Here is a 24,020-nt window from a genome sequence, read left to right on the forward strand (position 1 = left end):
GGGGGTGCGCGTCATCCCATTGCGGGCCGCCGCTCGGCATCTGAGCCCGGCCGAGCCGGCGCCGCGACCCCCTCCGGCCTGCCGGCCATCTCCCCCTCATGTGGGGAGATCTGCAGCTCCAACGGCGTCTTTTTTCAGCCCAATGTTGTCATGTATCCTTGGAATCGAACGTAGAGCAGGGTTTATATCATGCGGTGGGTCTGGACGTTTCTGTTTGCACTGGTGAGCAGCGTGGCTTTCGCGGCCTCGCCGGAGGACGACTATGTGGCCGCGCGTGACAAGGCGATTGCTGATATCGCAGCGCTGAACAGTGCGAACGCGGCAATCGAGACCATCGACGCTGAGAACGAGAAGGCGCTGGCCGACCTCCAGCAGCGTCTTGCCGGCATTATCGGGCCGCTGGCGGTCAAGGACTTTCCGCCAACCGGCACAATCAATATCGAAAGCCTCAGCGACTCCGATATCGGCTATGGCATGCTCGATGGGCTGCGATACACCAAGGGCGACGACGGCCCCAGCCTGGTGGCAACGACGCGAGGGCTGCTGGAGCGCTGGCTCCAGTCCAGAACCGCCGAGACCGACGAGAGTTTCAAACTGCCCGCCGGCATCGATGAGGCGCTTAAGCTCGATGCCTTCTACACCCAGGCGATCAACAGCGACGCCGCCTTCGAGGGAACACTCGACTTTCCATTGAAGAAACCCGAAGGCGCCGACATCGCCTTCGCACGGCTCGGCGGCTGGACGCAGGACGTCGGGCCGATCTATGAGCAGGAAGTCATCGTTACGCTCGTCAAAGGCAACAGCGTGAGAATTATCGCAGCGCCGGCAGCCCCTGCCGTTCCGAAGATCGCCGCCTGCGACGCCGTGTGGGCTGCTGCGGACGCCGCCGCGCAGAAATTCCAGGAGGCCTACCAGGCATCGGACCTGAAGGACGAAAAAGCGTTCGAGTCCTCCAACGCCGCCTGGGACAAGGGCGACAGCGACTACCGGGCCTGCATGGCGCAGCGCCTGCCGGCTGACCCGGCTTTCCCGGCGCTGCTCGCCCAGGCGCAGGCGCTGGCCGATCAAATGGCTGGGAAGTAAGCCTCCCGCAAGGGCCCGCGCGGCAAGATCAGGCGGCTTGTTGCAATCTGAGGCGAATATGACTTCGCCGCCGGGTTGCAGAACGCTGCAACCTGGCGTCCTACTTTCGGACACTCATTCAGATTTCGGCTGGACCCTGGCAGCCAAAAGCTTACCGTTTGTTCTCGGATTCGTCTCGAAGCTCAAACTTAAGCTTTAGCTACTATGGTCGACCGAAGGACTACTGTCCTGGAAAGGTCTTCGGATCGAGTTGGCAGGTGCAATGCTCAATTCCGGCCGGTTGAAACGGGCCGTTTTTTCTTCCGCCAACTTGCCGGCGGCGATTGCCTTTGTCGTGCTTCTCGTCTGCGCCCTGGTTGCCGACCAGAGGAACAGAGAGGTCTCCGATCAGCTGGCGCGCGCCGACGTCCTGGCCAAGGTCAACATCATACGCGCCAAGCTCGAAGGCAACATAGGCGGCAATCTCCAGCTGGTTCAGGGTCTCGTTTCGACAATCGTTACCGAGCCTTATATGGGCCAGCAAAGATTTGCGGCACTCGCCCGTAATCTGTTCGAGCAAAAATCGCAGTTGCGCGATATTGCCGGCGCCCCCGACCTCGTCATCGCGCTGATGTATCCGCTGGAAGGCAATGAAAAAGCCATCGGGCTGGACTACCGCAAGAGCGATACGCAACGCATGGCCGCGCTTCGCGCCCGTGACCAGCGCGCGCTGGTGCTCGCCGGGCCGGTCAAACTGGCGCAAGGCGGACGTGGCTTCATCGGCCGTATCCCGGTCTTCGTGCCGACGGCGGGTGGCGGCGACCGTTTCTGGGGTATCGTCTCGGCCGTGATCGATGTCGATCGGCTCTACGCTGCCAGCGGACTGACCGACCCTGATCTGGATATCGATGTGGCGCTTATCGGCAAGGATGCGCTCGGCGGCGGCGGGGAACTGTTCTTCGGCGGCGATAATGTCGTGTCCGGCAATCCGGTGATGGCAGAGGTGCAATTGCCTTCAGGCTCCTGGCAAATTTCAGCCATACCGAAGGGCGGCTGGCCGACCGCTCCGAAAAATGAGTGGCTGTTGCGTCTGCTCATGGCGCTTGCCGGCGCGCTGGTGGTGCTGCCGATCCTCGTGGCAGGACGTCTTTTCGGTGAGCGGCAGAAAAGTGACGCCGAGTTGAGGCGCCTGTCCCGGCGGCTGGAGCTGGCGTTGGAAGCCTCTGCTATAGGCGTGTGGGAGCACGATACCGTCAGCAACGAACTCGTATGGGACGACCGCATCAACGAAATCTATGGCAAACCCGGCGGCGGCAAGACCCGTAGCTATGACGACTGGGCGCTGGCGATCCATCCCCAAGACTTCGAACGGGCTAAAGCAGATTTCGATTCGGCTGTTGCAACACAAGGCCCCTACTCTTCGCAGTATCGGCTCCTGCGGCCGGACGGCACCATTCGCCATGTGCGCACCCGCGCCAGTTTCTTCCGGGACATCGACGGCACGCCAAAAATGATCGGCGCCGAATGGGATGTGACAGGCGACGTGCTGCTCAACGAGAATCTCGTGCGTGAACGTCGCCTTTCAGAATCGAAAAATGCCGAACTGAACCTGGCCAAAGCCCGCATCGAGCATGTCGCGATGCATGATTCGCTGACCGGTCTGCCCAACCGTCGGTATCTGGACGAGATGCTTGCCGAAAACCGCGAAGCCGACGGCCGTGCGGCGTTGCTGCATCTCGACCTTGACCGGTTCAAGCAGATCAACGACACGCTCGGCCATGCAGCGGGCGATGCATTGCTGGTGCATGCTTCGAAAGTCATCAAGGCCAGCGTCGGCAGTGCCGATTTCGTTGCGCGCATCGGCGGCGACGAGTTTGTCGTGCTGAGCCATGGACGCGACGACAAGGAACTCGCCGCGCTGGCCGACCACATTATCGATGCGATGCGCCAGCCGGTCGACTATCTGGGTCACCAGTGCCGGTTCGGCGTCAGCATCGGCATTGCGGCCAATAGCGGCGTCGATGCAAGGCAGTTGCTTGTCAATGCCGATCTGGCGCTGTACCGGGCGAAAGGCCGCGGCCGCAACCGCTACGAGTTTTTCAACGAAGAGCTGCAGAGCGAGATCGTGCGGACCAAGCAGACCGCCGACGAGATTCTGGGCGGGCTCGAGCGGAACGAATTCATCGTCTACTATCAGCCGCAGTTCGACGCCAAGACGCTGGAGATCGTCGGCGTCGAGGCGCTGTCGCGTTGGGATCATCCGCAACGCGGCATGCTGACCCCCGACGCCTACATCAAGGTGGCTGAAGAACTCAATGTCGTGGCGCTTATCGACCGCACCGTCCTGGAGCAGGCGCTCGATAATTTTGAGCGTTGGTCGCGCAGCCACCTCAACATCCCGCGCGTCTCGGTCAACGTTTCCGCACGGCGCCTGGAAGACAGGGACCTGATCAAGGGTTTGCGCAAGCTTCCGATCAAGGAAGGGACCGTGTCGTTCGAACTGGTGGAGTCGATTTTCCTCGACGAAAACGACGAGCTGGTCAGCTGGAACATCGAACACATCAAGGGGCTCGGCATCGACGTCGAGATCGACGATTTCGGCACCGGGCATGCCTCGATCGTCTCGCTGTTGAAGTTGCGGCCCCGTCGCCTCAAGATCGACCGCCAGCTGGTCACCCCCATCACCAGCTCAACCGCACAGCGGCAGCTTGTGTCGTCCATCATCGACATCGGCAAGTCGCTCGGGATCGAAGTGATCGCCGAGGGCGTCGAGACGATGGAGCACGCGCGCATCCTGAAAGAGCTTGGCTGCGACATCCTGCAAGGCTTCCTGTTCGGCTACCCGATGGATGCCAAAGCCTTCAAGGCCTTCGCGCAGTCGCGCAAATGGCTGGCGGCGAGCTGACAAATCCTGGCTTTGCTGGACGCAAATGCGGACGCAGGACCTGCGTCAGGTCCGCAGCCCCGGCGCCTCGTGCCCGGTCCTCTCCACATATTCGGTATAGCCGCCGCCATAGGTGTGGATGCCTTCTGGCGTCAGTTCCAGCACGCGGTTGGAGAGTGCGGCCAGGAAATGGCGGTCGTGCGAGACGAACAGCATGGTGCCTTCGTATTGCGACAGCGCCGTGATCAGCATCTCCTTGGTCGCGATGTCGAGGTGGTTGGTCGGCTCGTCGAGCACCAGAAGATTGGGCGGATCGAACAGCATCAGCGCCATCACCAGGCGCGCCTTTTCGCCGCCTGACAGAACCCGGCATTTCTTCTCGATCTCGTCGCCGGAAAAGCCGAAGCAGCCGGCGAGTGCCCTGAGCGGCGCCTGGCCGGCTTGCGGAAACGCGTCCTCCAGCGTCTGGAACACGGTGCGTTCGCCCTCCAACACCTCCATGGCGTGCTGGGCGAAATAGCCCATTTTCACACTCGGCCCCCGAGCAACTGTGCCGGCATCCGGGTCAGACGCGCCGGCCACCAGCTTCAGCAGTGTCGACTTGCCGGCGCCGTTGACGCCCATGATGCACCAGCGCTCGCGGCGGCGGACCTGGAAGTCCAGCCCCTCATAGATCGAGCGGCTGCCATAGCCCTTGTGGACGTTCTTCAGCGTCACGACATCCTCGCCGCAGCGCGGCGCCGGCTGAAAATCGAAATTCACGATCTGACGGCGCTTGGGCGGCTCGACACGATCGATCTTGTCGAGCTTCTTCACCCGGCTCTGCACCTGGGCGGCGTGTGACGCCCGCGCCTTGAAGCGCTCGATGAAAGCGATCTCCTTGGCCAGCATGGCCTGCTGGCGCTCGAACTGCGCCTGCTGCTGCTTGTCGGCGATCGCCCGCTGCTGCTGGTAGAATTCGTAATTGCCGGAATAGGCGGTGAGCGAACCGGCGTCGATCTCGACCACCTTGTTGACGATGCGGTTCATGAACTCGCGGTCGTGCGAGGTCATCAGCAGCGCGCCCTCATAACCTTTCAGGAACTGCTCCAGCCAGATCAGGCTTTCGAGATCGAGATGGTTGGACGGTTCGTCGAGCAGCATGACATCGGGCCGCATCAACAGGATGCGGGCCAGCGCCACGCGCATCTTCCAGCCGCCGGACAGTTTGCCGACATCGCCGTCCATCATTTCCTGGCTGAAGCCCAGGCCGTCCAGCACTTCGCGGGCGCGGCCATCGAGCGCATAGCCGTCGAGTTCCTCGAAACGGTGCTGCGCCTCGCCATATTTCTCGATGATCTCATCCATCCGGTCGGCCTGCTCGGGATCGGCCATGGCCGCCTCGAGTTCGGCCATTTCGGCCGCCACGTCGCTGACCGGCCCGGCGCCGTTCCTCACTTCGGCCACAGCACTGTGGCCGGCCATGTCGCCGACATCCTGGCTGAAATAGCCGATGGTGACGCCGCGATCGACCTGCACCTGGCCCTCGTCGGGCTGCTCCTGGCCGGTAATCATGCGAAACAAAGTCGTCTTGCCGGCGCCGTTCGGACCGACAAGGCCGATCTTCTCGCCCTTCTGTAGCGAGGCCGAGGCCTCGATGAAGACAAGCTGGCGGCCGTTCTGTTTGCTGATGCTTTCAAGACGGATCATGCGACTGGAAGAACCTTGGAGGATTTTCCCCGGCCCTTACGCGATCGGCCGCGCCAGAGGAAGCGCCCATTTGACGCCGCGCGCAAAAGCCGCTGCGGTCCGCACCTCCAGAATGCAAAACAGCCCGCCGCGCGATTTTGCGCAACGGGCTGTTTTTGAACCAGCTTCTGTACTCAGTTCGGTGCGGGCACTTCCGCTTCTATTGACGGCACCTGCTGGGCGGCGAGCGAGGCGAGCTTGCCCCGTCTGACGAGTGTCGGCTTCTCATAGGATCGTTTCATAAATGCCCCTCTCTTACACAAGCGGAGACTGTTCCGCCGAACTCGCCATGTCAATAAGCAGCGGTAGTGAGGTGCTTTGGCTGTGTCCGACGAATTGTCACTTCGCGTCGTGGAAAATGATCCCCACCGTATGCCGCCGTCCCGAGCGCAGGCGGCTGACGCCGTGCCGGAGATTGACGCGGTAGTGCCCTTTCGTGCCTTGCACCGGGCGATTGTGGACAGCAAAGATCACTGCATCGCCTCGGGTCAGCGGCACCACTTCGGCACGGCTTTGCATGCGCGGGCGCTGCTCGGTCAGCACGAATTCGCCGCCGGTGAAATCCTCGCCGGGCTGCGACAACAGGATCGCCACCTGCAGGGGAAAAGCGAGATCGCCGTAGAGGTCCTGATGGAGGCAGTTGAAGTCGCCGGGGCCATATTGCAGGAGAAGCGGCGTCGGCCGCGTTTGGCCGCTTTCGTGGCAAAGCTGGAGGAAGGCGGCGTGGTCATCGGGATAGCGCCGTGCAACGCCCATGCGTTCGTTCCAGTCGTTGGCGACGCCGGCGAGCCTGGGATAGAGCGCGGTGCGCAGGCCACCGACCAGATCCGGCAGCGGATAGCGGAAATAGCGGTACTCGCCCTTGCCGAAGCCATGGCGGGCCATCACCACATGGCTGCGGAAATGGTCCTCATGCGGATAGAGACCGGCGATCTCGGTGCACTCCTCGGGTGAAAGCAGCGCCGGCATGACGGTGCTGCCGTGGCTGTTCAGTTCGCCGATCAGAGCACTCCAGTCCTGCGCTGCGATGCGCGCTTCGGCCGAATGGGCTGCGCGTTTGGTGCTTGTCGAATGGATGGTCATGGATGCCTCCTTTGATGTGATCAAAGTGGGGCGAACGGCGGGCGTGAACCACCCGATTCCTGCGGAGGTGAAGCGCGATCTTCCCCTTCGCCCCCTGTGGGAGAAGGGAAAACGCGCTTCACCGCTTGCGATACACCTCCAGCTCCGGGTCGAGATCAACGCGCACCGCATTCGTGAACACGCAGGTCGCCACCATGATGCCGGCGAAGGCGACGAGGTTGACCAGCAGTGTGTCGTCGTAGCGAGCCTTGAGTGCCGCCCAGACATCGTCGGGAACGGCGTTGGTATCGGCAGCGACTGCCTTGCCGAATTCGATCAGCAAAGCTTCTTCAGCGCTGGGCTCGATCGCCTCGGGATCAAGACCGCTGTCGATCAGCGCGCGGCGGAAGAAGGTAAGCGGTATCTCGGCGCGGCATCTCTCGGAGATCGCCAGCGACAACAGCCAGACAGCGCGGTCGTCGAGTGCGGGCTTGAGCAGATCGCGCAGGGTGAACCATTCGGCATAGATGCGGTGGGCCGCCGGTGAATGCAGCAGGATGCGCTTCATGTTGGTCATGCGTCCGCGCAGGCCAAGCTCCCTGTCGTGCTCGGCGCGGATGTCATGCGATGCCGAGGCGTAGTCGATCGGCGGGATCATGGCCATGGGACGGTCCTTGGTTGGTGGCAGCGAGGCATTCTGCGAAGCCCTCACCCAAGCGTCGTATGCAATTGCGGCGCGGCGCGCAGCGTGTTGGACACCGTGCAGATCGCTTCGGCGTCCTCGACGATCCGCTGCTTGGTCGCAGCGTCGAGATCGCCTGAGATGTCGAGCCTGATGTTGAGCCTTTCGACGCGCGACGGCTCGTCCTTGGCCTTCTCGCCGCCGACCTCGGCGCGCACCTCGCCAAGCGCGGCGGCAACCCCGAGGCGGGAGGCGGCGATGCGCGCGCTCAGCACCATGCAGGCGGCGAGCGAGGCGTAGAGCAGGTCGAGCGGATTGAAGCCCGGCGCGCTGACGCCGGTGACGACATCGACTGCACCGCCGGTCGGAGTGGTGATGGAAGGCAAGCCGCCGGGCTGCAGCGTCGCCGTCGCGCCGGTGACGCGGGTTCTGACCTTCAACTCAGCCATCGCAAAAACCTTTCAGCCGGCAGCCCGGCAAAGATCAGGGGCACTGTGGCGCGCACACGAGTGCGATTTGCACACGCGTTGCGGTGCCGAACAACATGCATGTGATTAGACACTACCGGCAAACAGGTGCCTACTGCATTGTCCACGGGGATGCGGATAACCGAGGAGAGGCCCATGATTGCGCTCAATGTAAACGGCGAGGATCGCAGTGTCGACGTGCCGGACGATATGCCATTGCTGTGGGTGCTGCGCGATGTCATCGGCCTGACCGGCACGAAGTTCGGTTGCGGCATCGCCCAGTGCGGCGCCTGCACGGTGCAGCTTGACGGGCAACCGGTGCGATCCTGCGTGTTGCCGGTCGCGTCGGTTGGGTCGCGCCATGTCACCACCGTCGAGGCGATCGATGCGACGCCATCGGGCAAGAAAGTGCAACAGGCATGGCTCGACCTTGAAGTCATCCAGTGCGGCTATTGCCAGTCCGGCCAGATCATGTCGGCCTCGGCGCTGCTGGAGCGCAACCCCGACCCGAGCGACAGCGATATCGACGCCGCCATGTCCGGCAATATCTGCAGGTGCGGCACCTACACGCGAATAAGAGCGGCCATAAAACAGGCCGCGAAGGCCTGAGGGAGATAGCCAGCCATGAGCAAGCCGTCCTCCTCCCCCACCCAAAAATTCACCTCGCGCCGTGCCTTCCTGCAGGGCAGCGGCCTTCTGCTCGGCTTCACCATGCTGGGCGCCGGCACCAGGCCCGGTTTTGCCGCCGCCGAACCCGTCGAGGGCGACGTCACCGCCGCCTTTTCACCCGATGCTTTTATCCGCGTCGACAGCGACGGCAAGATCACTTTCATCCTGCCCAACATCGAAATGGGCCAAGGCACGCACACCGGCGAAGCGACGTTGATTGCCGAGGAACTGGAAGTCGGCCTGGACCAGGTGAAGGTCGTCGACGCGCCGCCCAACGACAAGCTGTACGCCACCGCTGCGCTTGGCGGCCAGGCAACGGGCGGCTCGACCTCGATGCGGGCAACCTGGGAATCGCTGCGCAAGGCAGGCGCCGTTGCCCGCACGATGCTGGTTGCGGCAGCAGCCGCGCAATGGGCGGTTCCGATTTCGGAATGCAGCGCCAAGCTTGGCGTGGTCACGCATCTGCCGACAGGCCGGCAGCTGGCCTATGGCGCGCTCGCCGACGCGGCCGGCAAGCAACCGGTGCCGAGCGACGTCAAGCTCAAGGACCCCAAGGATTTCCAGCTAATCGGCAAGTCGCTGCGCCGGGTCGACACGGCGGGCAAGGTCAATGGCGCAGTGGTCTACGGCATCGATGTGCGCGTGCCCGGCATGAAGGTGGCGACGGTCGCCGCCTGTCCGGCGATCGGCGGCAAGCTCGGCGATGTGGACGAGACGGCGGCACGCGCCGTCCCAGGCGTGCGCGATATCGTCAGGCTGGACAATGCGGTCGCCGTGATCGGCGATCATTTCTGGGCGGCCAAGAAAGGCCTCGAGGCCCTCACCATCACCTGGGACGAAGGCGCCAACGCCAGGCTTTCAAGCGCCGATATGATGAACACGCTGAAGGCTGCGTCCAAAAACAAGACACCGATCATGGCGCGCCAGGAAGGCGACGTCGCCGGCGCGCTGAAAGCCGCCGTCAAGACGGTCGAGGCGAGCTATGAGCTGCCGTTCCTGGCCCATGCGCCGATGGAGCCGGTCAACTGCGTCGTGCATGTGCGCGCCGATGAATGCGAGATCTGGCTCGGCACCCAGGTGCCCACCCAGGCGCAAGGCTGGGCGGCACAGGTCACGGGCTTTCCGCTCGACAAGATCATCGTGCACAATCACCTGATCGGCGGCGGCTTCGGCCGCCGGCTTGTCGCTGAATATGTCGGCCAGGCGGTGGCGATCGCCAAACAGGTGAGCTACCCGGTCAAAGTTATCTGGACGCGTGAAGAAGACATCCAGCACGATCTCTACCGGCCGACCTACTACGACCGGATATCAGCCGGTCTCGGCGCCGACGGCTTGCCAACCGTGTGGATCGACCATGTCGCCGGCGGTTCGGTGTTGGGTAATTACATCCCCGGCGGCTGGCCTCAGGACAAGCTTGACGACGATGCCGTCGAGGGCGCCGCCAAACCGCCCTATGATCTGCCGGTCATCCAGGTCGACTGGGTGCGCGAGGATCCGCCGGTGCCGATCACCTGGTGGCGCGGTGTCGGGCCGACGCACAATGTCTTCGTGGTCGAAAGTTTTATGGACGAACTCGCCTATGCGGTGGGCAGGGATCCGGTGGAGTATCGCCGGGCGCTGACCAAGAACCAGCCGCGGGCCGCAGGCGTGCTCGAGCTTGCGGCCGAAAAGTCGGGATGGGGCTCGCCGCTTCCGGCCGGCAGCGGCCGCGGCATTTCCCTGCACGATGCCTTCGGCAGCTTCATGGCCGCGGTGCTGGAGATCTCGGTTTCAGCGGCCGGCGAGATTACGCTGCAGCGCGCGGTGGTGGCCGTCGATTGCGGCATCGCCATCAACCCAAACACGGTCGAAGCCCAGATCGAAGGCGGGTTGATCTTCGGCCTGTCGGCGGCGCTCTACAGCGGCATCACTTTCAGCAATGGCCGCGTCGACCAGAGTAATTTTCACGACTACCGCATCCTGCGCAACAATGAGGCGCCGAAGATCGAGGTCTATCACGTCAAGAGCCTGGAATCGCCCGGCGGCATCGGCGAGACAGCAACGGTTTCGGCCGGGCCTGCCCTTGCCAACGCGATCTTTGCCGCGACGGGAAAACGCCTGCGCAGCCTGCCCATCGACCGCAACCAGCTGAAGAGCGACGGCGCCGACAAGACCAGCGTGTCGATGGTGCCGCCGCCCGCAGCACCCTTGCTGGCGGTGCTGGCGAACAGCAGGGAGCGCCCGGAGACCGGCATCGAAACCGAAGCCGAAGCGCTGTGAGGGCCAGGCCATGAGAAGCTTGGTCCGCATCCTCCTCGCTGTCGTGGTCGTCATCGCCGCCGGCGTTGCGATCTTCCTGTTCAAACCGGCGTCGCTGCCGGACGTCTCCATGGCGGCGGCGAAACTGCCGACCGGTCAGGCGCTGATCGATCGCGGCGAATATCTGACGCGCGCCGCCGATTGCGTCGCCTGCCACACAACCGGAGGCGGCCAGCCCTATGCCGGCGGCCTTGCCTTCAAGCTGCCGTTCGGCACCGTCTATTCCCCAAACATCACCGCCGACAAGGAAACCGGCATCGGCGACTGGAGCGACGCGGAGTTCGTGCGTGCCTTGCATCAGGGCATCGACAAGCAAGGCCGCAATCTCTATCCGGCCTTTTCCTATGCCTCCTATACCAGGATGGCCACGGAAGATGCGCTGGCGATCAAGGCCTATCTGTTCAGCCTGCCGCCGGTGCACGCCGAGGCGCCGAAGAACGATCTGAGTTTTCCGTTCAACCAGCGTTATGTCCTGCGGTTCTGGAACCTGTTGTTCGTTCCCGACGGTCCGTTGCCACAAGACGAAAAGCAGAGCGCGGAATGGAACCGCGGCGCCTATCTCACCGAAGCGATGGCGCATTGCGGCGAATGCCACACGCCCCGCAACCTGTTCTATGGGCTCGACAACAGCAAGAAATTCGCCGGCGCCGAACTGCAGGGCTGGAAGGCCTACAACATCAGTTCGGACAAGACGACCGGCATCGGAAGCTGGAGCGAGGAGCAGCTGTCCAACTATCTCTCCAAGGGTCATGCGGAAGGGCGTGGTGCGGCCACCGGCAACATGGGCGAAGCCGTCGACTACAGCCTGCGCCATTTGACGCCGGAAGACATCAAGGCGATCGTCACTTACGTAAAAACCGTTCCGCCGCAAGTCAGCAGCGACAAGGCGATCGTCGAAGTCGAGCCGCCGGCAACACTGACGACGTCCATCGCCTACGCTCCGTCTGCCGATTCAGTGGCGCAAGGCGGGCTCGGCCTGAAGCTGTTCCAGGGCGCCTGTGCCAGCTGTCACGGATGGAACGGCGAAGGGCTGCAGACACCTTATGCGGCGCTGCGCGGCAGCCGCACGGTCAACGACCCCGATGGCACAAACCTCATCCAGGTCATCCTGAAGGGCGCGCATATGACGACGCCGCTCGGCAAGCAGGCGATGCCGGCTTTCGCCAATGCCTATTCGAATGTCGAGATCGCGGCGCTCGGCAACTATGTGCTGGCGCATTTCGGCGGCAAGCAATCCGCCATCACACCGGCCGACGTGGCCAAAGCGCGGGCGCAGTGAAGGACGGCGGTGGGGTCACCGGCAGCCGCGCAAAATGTGTTTCTGAATCTTGCCGGAGGCGGTGCGGGGCAACGCGTCGGTGAGCAGGAATTCCTTCGGCACCTTGTAGCGGGCGATGCGAGCCGCACAGTGCGCCGCGAGCGCCGCCGGATCGAGGACGCAGCCAGCCTTCAGCACGACGAAGGCGCGGCCGACCTCGCCCCAGCGCTGGTCGGCGATGCCGATGACGGCGACGTCCGAAATGTCGGGATGATCGAGCAGCGCCATCTCGACCTCGGCTGGATAGACGTTCTCGCCGCCCGAAATGAACATGTCCTTGCGGCGGTCGACGAGGGTGACGAAACCATCTTCGTCGCGGCGCGCAATGTCGCCGGTGCGGAACCAGCCATCCGATGTAAAGGCCTGCGCCGTCTCATCGGGCCGGTTCCAGTAGCCCGGCGTGACATTGGGGCCTGACAGCCATATCTCACCCGGCTCGCCGGCTGCGGCGTCGTGGCCATCTTCGTCGACGATGCGCAGCGACAAAGACGGCGCCGGCAGGCCGGCGGAGCCGGCCTTGCGGGCGATCTGGTGTGCCTCGACCGGCATGCCGAGCACGGTGCCGGCTTCGGTCATGCCGAAGCCGTCGACCATGCGCACGCCCTGCTCCAGCCACCAAAGGATGTCGGCGGCGGGATTGGGCGCGCCACCGGTAAAGATGGCCGTCAGCGTGGTCCAGTTCGCCGGCGCGAACGCGGTGCCGTCGCGCAGCATCCGTGCCATTTGCGGGACGCAGAAATAGTGGGTGACGCCGAGGTCCGGGTCTGCCAGACGGCGGTTGGTGAGGCCGGCCTCGAAGCCGGACGAGATCAGCACCGTGCCGCCCTGCAGCAAGGGCGGACGCAGGCTGGTGATGAGGCCGATGACATGGAACATCGGCGCGTCGCAGAGGAAGATGCTGGAATTGCCGACGCGGCCGAGCACGCCGAAATTGACCGCGGTGGCGAACGCATTGGCCTCGGTCAGGATGACACCCTTCGGCCGGCCCGATGTGCCGGAGGTGTAGAGGATGATCGACGGTACATCGCCCGCCGGCAAAGCGCGTCGTAGCGCGGGCGCTTGCGCTTCGACCGCCGCGGCAAAGGCCCTGACCTCCACAGGTACACAGCCTTTTGGCAGCGCCGTAATCAGCGCCGCGTCGTGCAGCAGCAGCACCGGCTCGCAATCGGCCAGGACCGTCTGCTGCTCGACGGCGGAAAGGCGCCAGTTGACCGGCACGAAGATGGCGCCGAGCCGCATGGCGGCCTGCTGCGCGATGAGTAGATCGGCGCTGTTGCGGGCGAGCGTCGCGATGCGTTGTCCCGGCTCGATGCCGTAGTCTTCCAGCACAGCCATGGCGCGCTGGATGGCCTCGTCGAGCGTACGGTAAGTCCAGCGCCGCCCGGATGCGAGATCGACGCAGGCGACGCGCTGCGGCTGCGCGCCCGCGTGCAGCGCCACGGGGTCTGAAGTCGTCCAGGCCGGCATTCGCATCTTCTCCCCGGATTGCGCCCTCACTCTCGGCTCAGTCGGTCGCCGGGATCACCTCGCCTTGTCATAGGCGCCGAGCCCGGGCTTGTAGCTCTTTTCGTCGATGAACTGGCGGATGCCTTCCTTGCGGCCGTCATTGTCGTAGGAATTGGCCGCTTCCTGCGCGCGCACCAGATAGTCCTCGGCATTGTCGTAGGTCATCTCGCCGACGCGGCGGATAGCATCCTTGGTCGCCTTCAGCGCCACCGGGTTTTTCTTCAGCAGGATGTTCGCCACCTCGGTAACTCGTGGCTTCAGCTCCGCCAGCGGCAGGCTTTCATTGACCAGCTTCCAGGCCGCCGCCTTCCTGCCGTCGATCAGCTCGCCGGTCAGCGCGTGATACATGGCGTCGCGCATCGACAGGAGATCGACCACCACCTTGGTGGCGCCGCCGCCGGGCAGGATACCCCAGTTGATCTCCGACAGAGCGAATTGCGCCTCGTCGGCGGCGAAAGCGAGGTCGCAGGCAAACAGCGGGCCGTAGCCGCCGCCAAAGCACCAGCCATTGACCATGGCAATGGTCGGCTTGCGATACCAGCGCAGCCGCCGCCACCAGCCATAGGCCTCGCCTTGCGCCTTGCGGACGGCGCCCAGCCCCTTGGCCTCGGTCTCGCGAAAATACTCCTTGAGGTCCATGCCAGCCGACCACGCACTGCCCTCGCCCGACAGCACCAGCACGCCGACATCATCGCGGTATTCCAGCTGGTCGAGCACCTCCATCATGCGCCGGTTGAGCGCCGGGTTCATGCAATTGCGTTTTTCAGGCCGGTTGAAGCGCACCCAGGCGATGCCGTCCTCGATGTCGAAGGCAACGGTCTCTTCGGTCATGGCAACTCTCCTCCGGCTTGCGTTCCTGTGTGGCGGGGAGAAGAGTTGTGCTCTTCCCCCGCATCAATCGCTATGTGACATAGCTTTTAGAATTGCTATGTTGCATAGTCTTTTTTGCTTGACAAGAACCTTGGTCGCAGCGATCGGTTGCAGCATGGACGAGACATCGGACCGCAGCGGCAAGGTGGCTAGGGTGGCGCCTGAAGACAGGCTCGACGCACAGATCGGCTACAATCTGCGGCGAGCTTCGACCCTGGCGCTCAATGATTTCACCGCCGAGATGGCCGATGCCTCACTGCGCCCGGTCACCTACGGCATGCTGGCGCTGATCGACGAACGGCCCGGCATCAGCGCCGCCGAGCTTTGCCGCCGGCTCGGCATGAAAAGCGCCAACATGGCGCCGCTGCTGGCCGAACTCGAGGAGCGCGGGCTGGTCGAGCGTAATGACCATGCGCAGGACAGGCGCGTGCAGGTGCTCGCTCTGACCAAGGCAGCCAAAGCCGCCATGCCGGCATGGCGGCTCAAAGTGCGCAACCACGAGGACCGGTTCCTGCAACGGCTGACGAAAAAAGATCGGGCAACACTGCTGCGGCTGCTGCAGCTGATCTGGAGCGAGGACGGCGATTGAAAGGGAGGCCGGGGTGCTTCGGTGCTGATCGTAGCGATGATGGGCGCGGCGACGCCGAACACCACCTGAGGTTTCCGCGAGACACCCCCCTCTGCCCTACCGGGCATCTCCCCCTCAAGGGGGGAGATTGGACCTCACCTCTGCCTTCGCCAGTCTCCAACGTTGCGACGCCGTAGGCGCAGCTGATCTCTCCCCTTGAGGGGGAGATGGCCGGCAGGCCAGAGGGGGGTGCGAAGGAACTCGGCATTGCCCAGGTTTGGCGCGACACACTGTCAGCAGTCTTTACCGCGCCCGTTTCCTCTCCACCCTGCCCTTTGCTAGGCTCGCCCATCGGCAACAGGATCGCGAGAGCCATGATCGTCCAGACCTGCATCAACGGCGCGCGCGCCGCCGATTTTCACCCCACGCTGCCGCTCGACGCCGAAGCCATGGCGCGCGATGGCGCGGCCTCTGTTGCCACCGGCGCAGCTGAGCTGCACGTCCATGCCCGCGGCGCGGACCGCCGCGAGAGCCTTGCGCCGGAAGCGATGGACCCGACGATCGCAGCGCTGCGCCGCGCCTGCCCCGGCACGCTGATCGGCGTTTCTACCGGCGCCTGGATCGAGAATGACGATACAAGCACGCTGGTCGCCATCGCCGGCTGGCGCGAATTGCCGGACTATGCCTCTGTCAATCTCAGCGAGGCGGAGGCACCCATCGTCATGGAGAGCCTGCGCCAGCGCGGCATCGGCATCGAGGCGGGTCTGGCCTCGGTCGCCGACGCCGAGCGCCTCGTCAGCCTCGACCATGGCGGGCGCGTGCTGCGCGTCCTGATCGAGATTTCCGAGCAGACGCTAGACGAGGCTTTTGCGGTCGCCGACGGCATCGAACAGGTCCTGGAGCGCGCCGGCATTCGCCGTGCCATCCTGCTGCATGGCGAGAACGCGACGGTGTGGCCGTTCGTGCGCCGTGCGGCGGATCGCAACTGGTCGACGCGCGTCGGGCTGGAGGATGGGAAGCATCTGCCGGATGGCACGGTTGCGGCCGGCAATGCCGCGCTGACGGCGGCAGCGGTGGCGATCTTCCAGGCCGGGCGATAGCGCATACAAGCAGCGCGCAAGGCATCGCCGAGACGATGGCGATCGCAAGGCCCGGGCCGCGAAAGTCGGTGGAAGCTATTCAAATTTTATGTATTAATTAAACCGGCAGTTAATAGTCGCATCAACGGTCTCATCTATGTTAATATTCTCCCGCATCGGGGACTTTTTTAATGAACGTCATTCCGGATAATGATCACGCTGCGCCGCGTCGGATCCAACAATATACATCGATACAGACCCTGCGGGGGCTAGCAGCCCTTATGGTTGTTATCTATCATCTTCCGGCCGCACTAGGCGTGCTCGATTTGCCTATTCCCATTCTAAACAGCGGCGTCGACCTGTTTTTCGTCATCAGCGGTTTCGTCATGGTTCTCTCGACGGAGAACAGACATCGCGACCACCGTGCTTTTTTGATGCAGCGGTTCACGCGCGTCGTTCCGTTCTATTGGGTCATGACCTTCCTCATGGTCGCCGCACTTTGGCTGTTTGCCGGTCGTGGAGTGTCCTTTGAGCAGATTGCCAACAGCCTGCTTTTCGTGCCCTATCTCGATACGGCCACAGGCTATGTCCAGCCAGTGCTTGGCGTGGGTTGGACGCTCAATCTGGAAATCCTGTTTTACATTCTGTTCGCGGCGACTATGGGTTTTGGTGCGCTGACGCAAATGGCCACCATTGGCGTTGTCTTTGCAATCGCCGTAGCCGCACGCATTATCTTCAAACCCGCCGCCGACACTGTGCTGTTTTTCTATACCACGCCAATCCTGTTTGAGTTCCTTGCCGGCATGGCTGTCGGCCATCTGGTCGGCAGACTGGTGCGTCTGCCCGCTTTCCTGGGTGCCTCGGCTGTCGGGTTCGCTATCGTGTCCACACTGGTGATGGTACTTGGCTTCAACTTGCCGCGAACCCTTGCTCAAGGTATCCCGGCGCTGATCCTTGTCGCGGGTTGCATCAGCCTGGAGAGCTACTTCCGACTTTTTGCTCCTCGCGTGCTGGCAAGGCTGGGAGATGCTTCCTACTCTCTCTATCTGACCCATCCTATCGTGCTGCTCGCGATCGCTCCTGTCGTTGCAGCCGCCAATGTGTCACCATGGCTTGCAAGCATAGCTATTGTCACCGCCTGCATCGCCGTGTCCCTGGCGAGTTATAGTTTTATTGAAAGGCCGCTTTTGGCCATGTCGCGAATGAGCCTCTCCGCTTATCAGGTTAAGGCGTGAGTTGCGGCTACGCCGCAACTCGGTCGGCCTGCCATGCGGGTGCGTTGCTCACTACGACCTACCGTCGCGTTCAAGCGACCACGGCGGGGCAAGATCGTCTTCGAACTCCGTCGCCTAGTGCTGTCGCGCACATCCTCGACTGCCTGTCGCCCCAAAATGCACAGCGGTTTTGGGACGACGACATGCATGAACAGAGACTTAAGCGCGTCGCAGGGGTCCCGTTCAAACGCGACGTGCTCAAGTGCAAAAAAAGCTGCCCCGTTTGGACCCGAAGCAGCTTAGTGTTTTATGCGCCAGGGCAATTTGGCAGTAGCTATTTTGCGATCAAATAGGCATCGTCCGTATAGATCTTGCCAACTCCACCATAGTGACCCACGCCAAACACAAATGACTGAGGTGTACCTGATCCGTCTGAATCCCGCCCGACCGGCCACGTTGCGTTTGACGATGATTGCCAAAACACCCCGTCCAGATACCAATCGATGCCCACCCCTTCATAGAGATCCGCGCGCAGCTGAAACCAACGGCCCTTCGGTGCGGGAACATCATTAGCCGGATTGTAGGTTCCGGCTGCCGCATTTTCCACATGCAGCAGCAGCAAATCCTCAGTCTGACTGTCGCGCAAGTTGACCCACCACGTTGGTTCCTGCGAGAAAGGCGATTGCTCGGTCACCTTGAACTGGAAGATATTCGTCCAGCCATTGGCCGCCTGGTAATTGGACGGAATGAAAAACCACGAGACATAGGTCCCATCGATCCCTGATGGCGACACGGCCTGGAGCGGACGTCCGAAAGCGTCGTTCTTGGCCAGGCCGCCTGGAAAGAGCCACTCTTTGTAGACTTTGGAATGGGGCTTTCCAGCATTGATGGCAGCCACCGTCGTTTCGAACTTTCCGAAGCTGTTGCCGCCGTGCGAGGATACATTCCCCGCGCCGGTCGAGACCAAGCCGCTGACAATTGCGTTCAGGTTGGGATCAGCTTCCGCGGGATCCTCCGCCTGAACGAAAGACCAGTCGGTATAGCACGAGGCTCCGGTGCAAGGCCCCTCCTCCCAGTCCGCACGCCAGTAGGGCGCATTCTGGGCATATGCGGCGCCAATTGGCACCATGGTAGCAGCAATGGTGCAGATTGCAGTTAGCACCAACAGATGAAAAATCTTCTTCATATCGATTCACCGTTCCTTTCCATGAAATTCGAAGCACACCTCTTGCGCCGTTTGCTTTTTCGCCTTCGAACACAGCGCCCCGAACGGCGCTGTCCCGCCAGCCTCAAAGGCGGCGATGAACCTTCAAAGGTATGCTGAAAACAAAAAACCCGCCTCGGAAGGCGGGCTGGCGGCGCGAATCAGCACCTACCCCAAATTAGTAGCATAGCTGCTGGAACAAAACAAGAACAAATGTGGCAACCTCGACGAAACTAGCGATTTCCCTCTTGTGAGGAGATGTCCAGCAGGACAGAGGCCCCTGATCCTGTCTAGCCCGAACGCACACGGAAGGGACACAGAGGGATGACATAGCTCTTGCTGCTGTTAAAAATTCCTCATAAGGTATTTTTCATATCCGAAAGAAAATCCGATCGTTTCTTTCCCTTTATGAAAGCCTTGCCTTTTGCGTGAGCATCTCGATCAAACCGATCGACGGCTGGTAAAGCTGTTGTCGCAGGATGCCCAGCCCGGCATCAACCGGCTCGCCGAGACGATGGCGATCTCGGTGCCGACGGTGCGCTCAAGGTTGCGCAATCTGCTCGACCGCAACCTCTTGAAGATCGTCGGGCTGCTCAATCTGACCGAACGCCCCGAGCTGATCTCGGCCATTGTCGGCATCAATGCGCAGGGACGTGGCCGCGCCCGGGAACTGGCGCAGCGCATTGCCGAACTGCCTTTCGTCAACTCGGCCTCGGTGGTTACCGGGCGCTTCGACATCATTGTCGACGTGACCGTGGCCGGCGATGTCGCCGACCTCTACCGCATCACCAGCGAGCTGATCCCCGGCGCCGGCATTCCCGGCGAAGTCGTGCGCAGCGAAACCTTCGTCGTCATGGCTTCATGCAACAAATGGGTCAGCCTTCCCGAAGGCTGCTGGTCGGAAGAAACACCGTCGCGCAAGGAGCCGGCATGAGAATAGCTGTTCTCGGCGGCCTCGGCCTGCAGGGACGGGCGGCCATCGCCGATCTCGTCGCCAGCGCCGGCGTCGAGGAAGTCGTCTGCGTCGATACGTCGGCCGACGGCCCTGCCCGGCTTGCCGGCCTGACCGACCTTTCCCGCGTGCGTTTCGTCATGCCCGAGGGCGCGATCGGCCCGGCACTTGCCACCGTGCTGGCGGATGTCGACGCCGCCATCGATCTGCTGCCGCAGCCATTGATGCGCGAGGCGGTGCAGGCCGCGATCGCAACGCGCACGCCGCTGGTCACCACCAATTACGGCAAGGCGATTGCCGATCTGGCGCAGGAGGCTGAACAGGCCGGCGTTTCGATCATGACCGAATGCGGGCTCGACCCCGGCATCGACCTCGTGCTCTACGCGCGCGCCGCAAAGCAGTTCTCTTCGATTTCTTCGATCGATTCCTATTGCGGCGGCATCCCCGAACCGAAGGCGATGGCCAAGCCGCTCTGCTACAAGGTGAGCTGGAATTTCGACATGGTTCTGGTCAGCCAGAATCGCGACAGCGTGATGATCGAGCATGGCAAGCGCGTCGAAGTGCCGGCCGGCCGACAGCACGACAATGCCTTCATCCACGAGATCGAGGTCGCGGGCCTCGGCCGGCTGGAAGCTTTCCCCAATGGCGACGCGCTGCACTATGTCGAGATGCTGGCAACCGCCAAGGGATTGCAACGCTCGGGCCGCTATACGCTGCGCTGGCCGGGATGGTCGGCGTTCTGGGCGCCGCTGAAGGAACTCGGCTTCCTCTCCGAAGACAAGGTGCCCGGCACCAGCGCCAGCCCGCGCGAATTTCTCGGCCGGCTGCTCGGCCCGCAACTGCAATATGGCGCCGACGAGAAAGACCTTTGCGTGATGCGCAATGTCTTTTCCGGTCTCGAAGGTGGTCGCGCCAAGACGGTGACATCGGACCTGATCATCGAACGCGACCTGGCATCAGGCCTGTTCGGCATGAGCCTCGGCGTCGGCTATCCCGCCAGCATCGTGGCGCAGATGCTGGCGCGGCGCGAGATCGCCACACCTGGCCTGCTCAACCCGCTGCTGCATGTGCCGGACGAACCCTTCTTCGACGAGCTGGCGAGGCGTGGCATCAAGGTGACCGAGACGGTGGCCTGGGACTGAGGATTTTCGAACGGTGGCTGCCGCCGGCAAACGGTGCCGCCGCTCAAAAAACACCCGAAAGGGTGGAATAACAAAGTGGAACAACAACGATAACAGGAGGAATGCCAAATGAAGATTGCCAAGCTTTTCATCGCCGGACTTGCGCTTGCGGGCCTGACCGCTGCTGCCAGTGCCGGAACGCTCGACGAGATCACCAAGCGCGGCGAACTGCGCGTCGCGGTACAGACGCAAGGACCTCCCTTCTCGCTGGTCGGCGCGGCCGGCGAGCGCACCGGCAGTTCGGTCGAACTCGCCGAACTGATGGCCAAGGAAATGGGCGTCAAGATCACCTTCCTCGACTATGATTGGGACGGGCTGATCCCGGCGCTGCTTTCGGGCAAGGCCGACCTGCTCGTCGCCGACATGACGCCGACGCTGGCGCGCGGCATGAAGGTCGCCTTCACCACACCTTACATGTATACGGGCAGCACCGTCTTCACCAAGGCCGACAGCAAGTTCAAGACAACCGAGGACTGCAAGGCCAAGGGCACCAAGATCGCCGTGCTGTTAGGCGCCACCGGCGAAAAGGAAGCCAAGAACGCCTTCCCGGATGCCGACATCAAGAGCTACAAGGGCGGCGGCCCGCTGCTGCTCGACGCGGTCAACAACGGCCAAGCCGATTGCGGCGTCAACGACGTCTCGGCGGTCAAGGGTCAGTCGACAGCCTATCCCGCCGGCACCTTCACCATCATGCCGGACCTGTTGTCGAAGGAGCCGCTTGCCTTCGCCACCCGCTACGACGAGCCGGACCTGTTGATCTGGATGAACCTGTTCCTCAACCAGGTCAGCATCGACGGCCGCTTGCAGAAGAACCTCGACTACTGGGTCAATTCCGACGCCTGGAAGAAGGATCACTAAGCAGAGGTAAGCAGGGAGTAGTGAGTAGGAAGTAGTGAATGGTGAATGGTGAATGGTGAACGGCCATTCCGGACGCCCTTCACTGCTCACCACTCACTACTCACTACTGCCCATTCACCATTCACAATTCACCGCCATGCTCGAAAATTTCAGCTTCCGCACCATCGTCGAATATCTGCCGCTGTTCGGGCAGGGTCTGATCACGACCGTGTGGCTGTCGGCGCTGTCTTTTGCGGGCGCGCTGGCCGTCGGCATCGTGCTCGCCGCCATGAACCTGCAGCGCGGCCAGCTGTTTCGCGTGCTGGCCAAGGGCTATATCGATGCCGTGCGCGCCACGCCGTTGCTGGCGCAGCTCTACTTCCTCTATTTCGGCCTGCCGCGTCTCGGCTTCGTCCTGCCCGAGCTCGTCGTCGGCATCATCGCTTTGTCGCTGAACAGCGGCGCCTATGTCGCGGAAATCATCCGCGCCGGCATCCTGTCGATCCCGCGCGGCCAGGTCGAGGCCGGGGTTGCCTCGGGAATGACCTATGTCCAGCGCATGCGCCTGGTCATCCTGCCGCAAGCCTTCAAGGTGACGATCCCGCCGCTGCTCGGCCAGGCGATCGTGCTGGTCAAGGATTCCGCGCTTTTGTCGCTGATCTCGGTTTCCGAACTGACGCGCGCCGGCCAGTTGCTGGCGTCCGACCGCTTCATGCCGGCGGAAGGCTTTCTCACCATCGCCGCTTTCTATCTGCTGCTCTATTACTGCCTCAAAGGACTGGCGGGGCTGTCCAGTCGGTGGCTCGGTCTGCAGCCGGCAAGGAGCAGCACATGATCTGGCAACAGCTGCAAAGCCTGGCCGGCAGCTACCCCCTCGCCTTGCGCGGCCTTGGCATGACCGTGATGCTGTCGGCGATCAGCCTGGTGCTGGGCACGCTGCTTGGCTTCGGCCTCGGCATATTGCGCACCGGCGGCAACCGGCTGATCTCGAGCGTGATCGGCGCCTGGGTCGACCTGATCCGCGGCACGCCGTTCCTGGTGCAGATCTTCCTGATCTTCTTCATCCTGCCGGAATTCGGCATCGAGCTCGATGCCTTCACGGCCGGCATCATCGCGCTCACCAACCTCGCCGCGTGCTTCATCTGCGAGATCGTCGCCGCCGGCATCCGCTCGGTGCCGACCGGCCAGGTTGAGGCAGCTCTGGCGTCTGGCCTGTCGCGCTGGCAACGCATGCGCCAGGTGGTGCTGCCGCAGGCGATGCGCATCGTGCTGCCGCCGCTGGTCGGGCAATATGTACTCTTGATCAAGGATTCCTCCGTCGTCTCGGCGATCGGGCTGACCGACCTCACCCGCGTCGGCTGGCTTGTGGTGCAGCGTGTGCCCAACGGCCTGCTGGTCTTCTTCCTGGTCGGCGTCGGCTATTTCGTCGTCTGCTATCCGCTGATCATGCTCGCCCGCCGGCTGGAGCGCCGCATGGGCGCGGGGCATGGCGAGGTGCAGCTGTGACATCGAACCCAAAGGGCTGACCGCCATGACCAATCCAAGCCCGACCAAGACAAACCTGACCAAAACGGGCATGATCGACTTTCGCGGCGTCAACAAATGGTTCGGCTCGCTCAATGTGCTGAAGGACATCACGCTCAGCGTCGAGCCGCGCGAAGTGGTCGTCGTCTGCGGCCCAAGTGGTTCGGGCAAGTCGACGCTGATCCGCTGCATCAACGGCCTGGAAGCGATCAAGGATGGCGACCTCGTCGTCGACGGCCAGCGCCTCGGCGACCCCGCCACCAACATGACGCAGCTGCGCACCGAGATCGGCTTCGTCTTCCAGTCGTTCAACCTCTACCCGCACAAGACGGCGCTGGAAAACGTCACGCTGGCGCCGATCCATGTGCGCAAGATCCCCCGCGCCGAGGCCGAGCAGGCCGGGCGCGACTTGCTGGCCAAGGTCGGCCTCGCCGACAAGGTCAACGCCTACCCGTCACAGCTGTCCGGCGGCCAGCAGCAGCGTGTGGCCATCGCGCGCTGCCTCGGCATGCGGCCCAAGATCATGCTGTTCGACGAGCCGACCTCCGCGCTCGATCCCGAGATGATCTCCGAAGTGCTCGACGTCATGGTCGCGGTGGCCGAGGAAGGCATGACCATGATGGTGGTGACGCACGAAATGGGCTTTGCCCGCAAGGTGGCGCAGCGCGTGGTGTTCATGGACGCGGGCGCCATCGTCGAAAGCGGCACGCCGGAGGCGTTTTTCTCCGACCCGAAGACCGACCGCAGCCGGGCTTTTCTAAGCAAGATTCTAAGGCATTAGAGTTTAGCCAAAGCCGGTCGTCCGAAAGGCCGCGGGGCAGGAACTGTCGACGTACAGCGCCAAAAAAACGAGCCGCCGGTAGAGTGGATCGGCTACGTTTAGGTCTCCGGCTACGCCTCTGGGAACTTCCATGT

Annotated in this window: 21 protein-coding genes; 14 read left to right on the plus strand and 7 right to left on the minus strand. The window is 62.8% G+C overall.

The genetic code is table 11. The features are described 5' to 3' along the window. Window positions 1–189 precede the first annotated feature (189 nt). Complete coding sequence (locus NKJ64_RS15060; RefSeq protein ID WP_023693888.1) at window positions 190–1,083, plus strand: hypothetical protein; 894 nt, start codon at window positions 190–192, stop codon at window positions 1,081–1,083. 262 nt (window positions 1,084–1,345) lie between these two features. Beyond that, entirely contained in the window at window positions 1,346–3,967 is a 2,622-nt protein-coding gene (locus NKJ64_RS15065) for a bifunctional diguanylate cyclase/phosphodiesterase (RefSeq protein WP_023827696.1), read from the plus strand. A gap of 45 nt (window positions 3,968–4,012) precedes the next feature. On the opposite strand, the gene NKJ64_RS15070 is transcribed toward NKJ64_RS15065, so the two are convergent. The 4 genes from NKJ64_RS15070 to NKJ64_RS15085 all read right to left on the minus strand — a co-directional run bounded on the left by NKJ64_RS15070 (window position 4,013) and on the right by NKJ64_RS15085 (window position 7,867). Further along, window positions 4,013–5,635, minus strand: a complete 1,623-nt coding sequence (locus NKJ64_RS15070) for an ABC-F family ATP-binding cassette domain-containing protein (RefSeq protein WP_352462854.1) — start codon at window positions 5,633–5,635, stop codon at window positions 4,013–4,015. A gap of 378 nt (window positions 5,636–6,013) precedes the next feature. Continuing rightward, entirely contained in the window at window positions 6,014–6,757 is a 744-nt protein-coding gene (locus NKJ64_RS15075) for a 2OG-Fe(II) oxygenase (RefSeq protein ID WP_023754668.1), read from the minus strand. Between the two features lie 118 nt (window positions 6,758–6,875). Continuing rightward, the gene (locus NKJ64_RS15080; protein WP_023754669.1) at window positions 6,876–7,400 is read right to left on the minus strand and encodes a carboxymuconolactone decarboxylase family protein; all 525 of its coding nucleotides are present in this window, start codon (window positions 7,398–7,400) and stop codon (window positions 6,876–6,878) included. A 44-nt stretch (window positions 7,401–7,444) separates the two neighbouring features. After that, window positions 7,445–7,867: an OsmC family protein gene (locus NKJ64_RS15085; protein ID WP_023754670.1), complete on the minus strand. Its 423-nt coding sequence runs from the start codon at window positions 7,865–7,867 to the stop codon at window positions 7,445–7,447. A 174-nt stretch (window positions 7,868–8,041) separates the two neighbouring features. Here NKJ64_RS15085 and NKJ64_RS15090 point away from each other — a divergent pair, with 174 nt between their 5' ends. The 3 genes from NKJ64_RS15090 to NKJ64_RS15100 are packed head-to-tail and all read left to right on the plus strand — an operon-like array spanning window position 8,042 to window position 12,131. Further along, window positions 8,042–8,494: a (2Fe-2S)-binding protein gene (locus NKJ64_RS15090; protein WP_031197152.1), complete on the plus strand. Its 453-nt coding sequence runs from the start codon at window positions 8,042–8,044 to the stop codon at window positions 8,492–8,494. 15 nt (window positions 8,495–8,509) lie between these two features. Continuing rightward, window positions 8,510–10,813 (plus strand): xanthine dehydrogenase family protein molybdopterin-binding subunit, encoded by a 2,304-nt coding sequence (locus tag NKJ64_RS15095; protein WP_023754671.1) that lies wholly within the window; start codon window positions 8,510–8,512, stop codon window positions 10,811–10,813. Window positions 10,814–10,823: 10 nt separating this feature from the next. Continuing rightward, a complete protein-coding gene (locus tag NKJ64_RS15100; RefSeq protein WP_352462855.1) occupies window positions 10,824–12,131 on the plus strand; it encodes a c-type cytochrome in 1,308 nt (435 codons plus the stop codon). 15 nt (window positions 12,132–12,146) lie between these two features. Here the strand turns inward: NKJ64_RS15100 and NKJ64_RS15105 are convergent, their stop codons facing one another. Both NKJ64_RS15105 and NKJ64_RS15110 read right to left on the minus strand, forming a co-directional pair. Beyond that, window positions 12,147–13,643, minus strand: a complete 1,497-nt coding sequence (locus tag NKJ64_RS15105; RefSeq protein ID WP_502902869.1) for an AMP-binding protein — start codon at window positions 13,641–13,643, stop codon at window positions 12,147–12,149. A 48-nt stretch (window positions 13,644–13,691) separates the two neighbouring features. Continuing rightward, window positions 13,692–14,507, minus strand: a complete 816-nt coding sequence (locus NKJ64_RS15110) for a p-hydroxycinnamoyl CoA hydratase/lyase (protein WP_023701859.1) — start codon at window positions 14,505–14,507, stop codon at window positions 13,692–13,694. A gap of 154 nt (window positions 14,508–14,661) precedes the next feature. Between NKJ64_RS15110 and NKJ64_RS15115 the strand changes: the two genes are divergently transcribed. The 3 genes from NKJ64_RS15115 (at window position 14,662) to NKJ64_RS15125 (ending at window position 17,428) form a co-directional block, all read left to right on the plus strand. After that, on the plus strand, window positions 14,662–15,135 hold the full coding sequence (locus tag NKJ64_RS15115) for a MarR family winged helix-turn-helix transcriptional regulator (RefSeq protein WP_031209572.1): 474 nt from the start codon (window positions 14,662–14,664) through the stop codon (window positions 15,133–15,135). Between the two features lie 353 nt (window positions 15,136–15,488). Next, complete coding sequence (locus NKJ64_RS15120; RefSeq protein WP_023701861.1) at window positions 15,489–16,214, plus strand: 3-keto-5-aminohexanoate cleavage protein; 726 nt, start codon at window positions 15,489–15,491, stop codon at window positions 16,212–16,214. Between the two features lie 170 nt (window positions 16,215–16,384). After that, window positions 16,385–17,428 carry an acyltransferase family protein gene (locus tag NKJ64_RS15125; protein WP_352462857.1) on the plus strand — a complete coding sequence of 348 codons (1,044 nt, stop codon included), beginning with the start codon at window positions 16,385–16,387 and terminating at the stop codon, window positions 17,426–17,428. Between the two features lie 313 nt (window positions 17,429–17,741). Here NKJ64_RS15125 and NKJ64_RS15130 read toward each other — a convergent pair whose 3' ends face one another. After that, window positions 17,742–18,593 (minus strand): hypothetical protein, encoded by an 852-nt coding sequence (locus tag NKJ64_RS15130; RefSeq protein ID WP_023727808.1) that lies wholly within the window; start codon window positions 18,591–18,593, stop codon window positions 17,742–17,744. A gap of 442 nt (window positions 18,594–19,035) precedes the next feature. Between NKJ64_RS15130 and NKJ64_RS15135 the strand changes: the two genes are divergently transcribed. From NKJ64_RS15135 to NKJ64_RS15160, 6 genes are all read left to right on the plus strand, one after another. Continuing rightward, entirely contained in the window at window positions 19,036–19,545 is a 510-nt protein-coding gene (locus tag NKJ64_RS15135) for an Lrp/AsnC family transcriptional regulator (protein WP_023670324.1), read from the plus strand. Next, window positions 19,542–20,705, plus strand: coding sequence for a saccharopine dehydrogenase family protein (locus NKJ64_RS15140; RefSeq protein ID WP_352462858.1), 1,164 nt, complete (start codon window positions 19,542–19,544; stop codon window positions 20,703–20,705). Before NKJ64_RS15135 ends, NKJ64_RS15140 begins: the two co-directional genes overlap by 4 nt. 108 nt (window positions 20,706–20,813) lie before the next feature. After that, window positions 20,814–21,602 (plus strand): ABC transporter substrate-binding protein, encoded by a 789-nt coding sequence (locus NKJ64_RS15145; RefSeq protein ID WP_023684789.1) that lies wholly within the window; start codon window positions 20,814–20,816, stop codon window positions 21,600–21,602. A 136-nt stretch (window positions 21,603–21,738) separates the two neighbouring features. Further along, on the plus strand, window positions 21,739–22,416 hold the full coding sequence (locus NKJ64_RS15150) for an amino acid ABC transporter permease (protein WP_023695534.1): 678 nt from the start codon (window positions 21,739–21,741) through the stop codon (window positions 22,414–22,416). Then, window positions 22,413–23,087: an amino acid ABC transporter permease gene (locus tag NKJ64_RS15155; protein WP_023821289.1), complete on the plus strand. Its 675-nt coding sequence runs from the start codon at window positions 22,413–22,415 to the stop codon at window positions 23,085–23,087. Before NKJ64_RS15150 ends, NKJ64_RS15155 begins: the two co-directional genes overlap by 4 nt. Window positions 23,088–23,157: 70 nt before the next feature. Next, complete coding sequence (locus NKJ64_RS15160; protein ID WP_023670319.1) at window positions 23,158–23,886, plus strand: amino acid ABC transporter ATP-binding protein; 729 nt, start codon at window positions 23,158–23,160, stop codon at window positions 23,884–23,886. The last annotated feature ends 134 nt before the right edge of the window (window positions 23,887–24,020 follow it).

It is taken from the genome of Mesorhizobium sp. M0062, assembly GCF_040323125.1.
Taxonomy (GTDB): domain Bacteria; phylum Pseudomonadota; class Alphaproteobacteria; order Rhizobiales; family Rhizobiaceae; genus Mesorhizobium.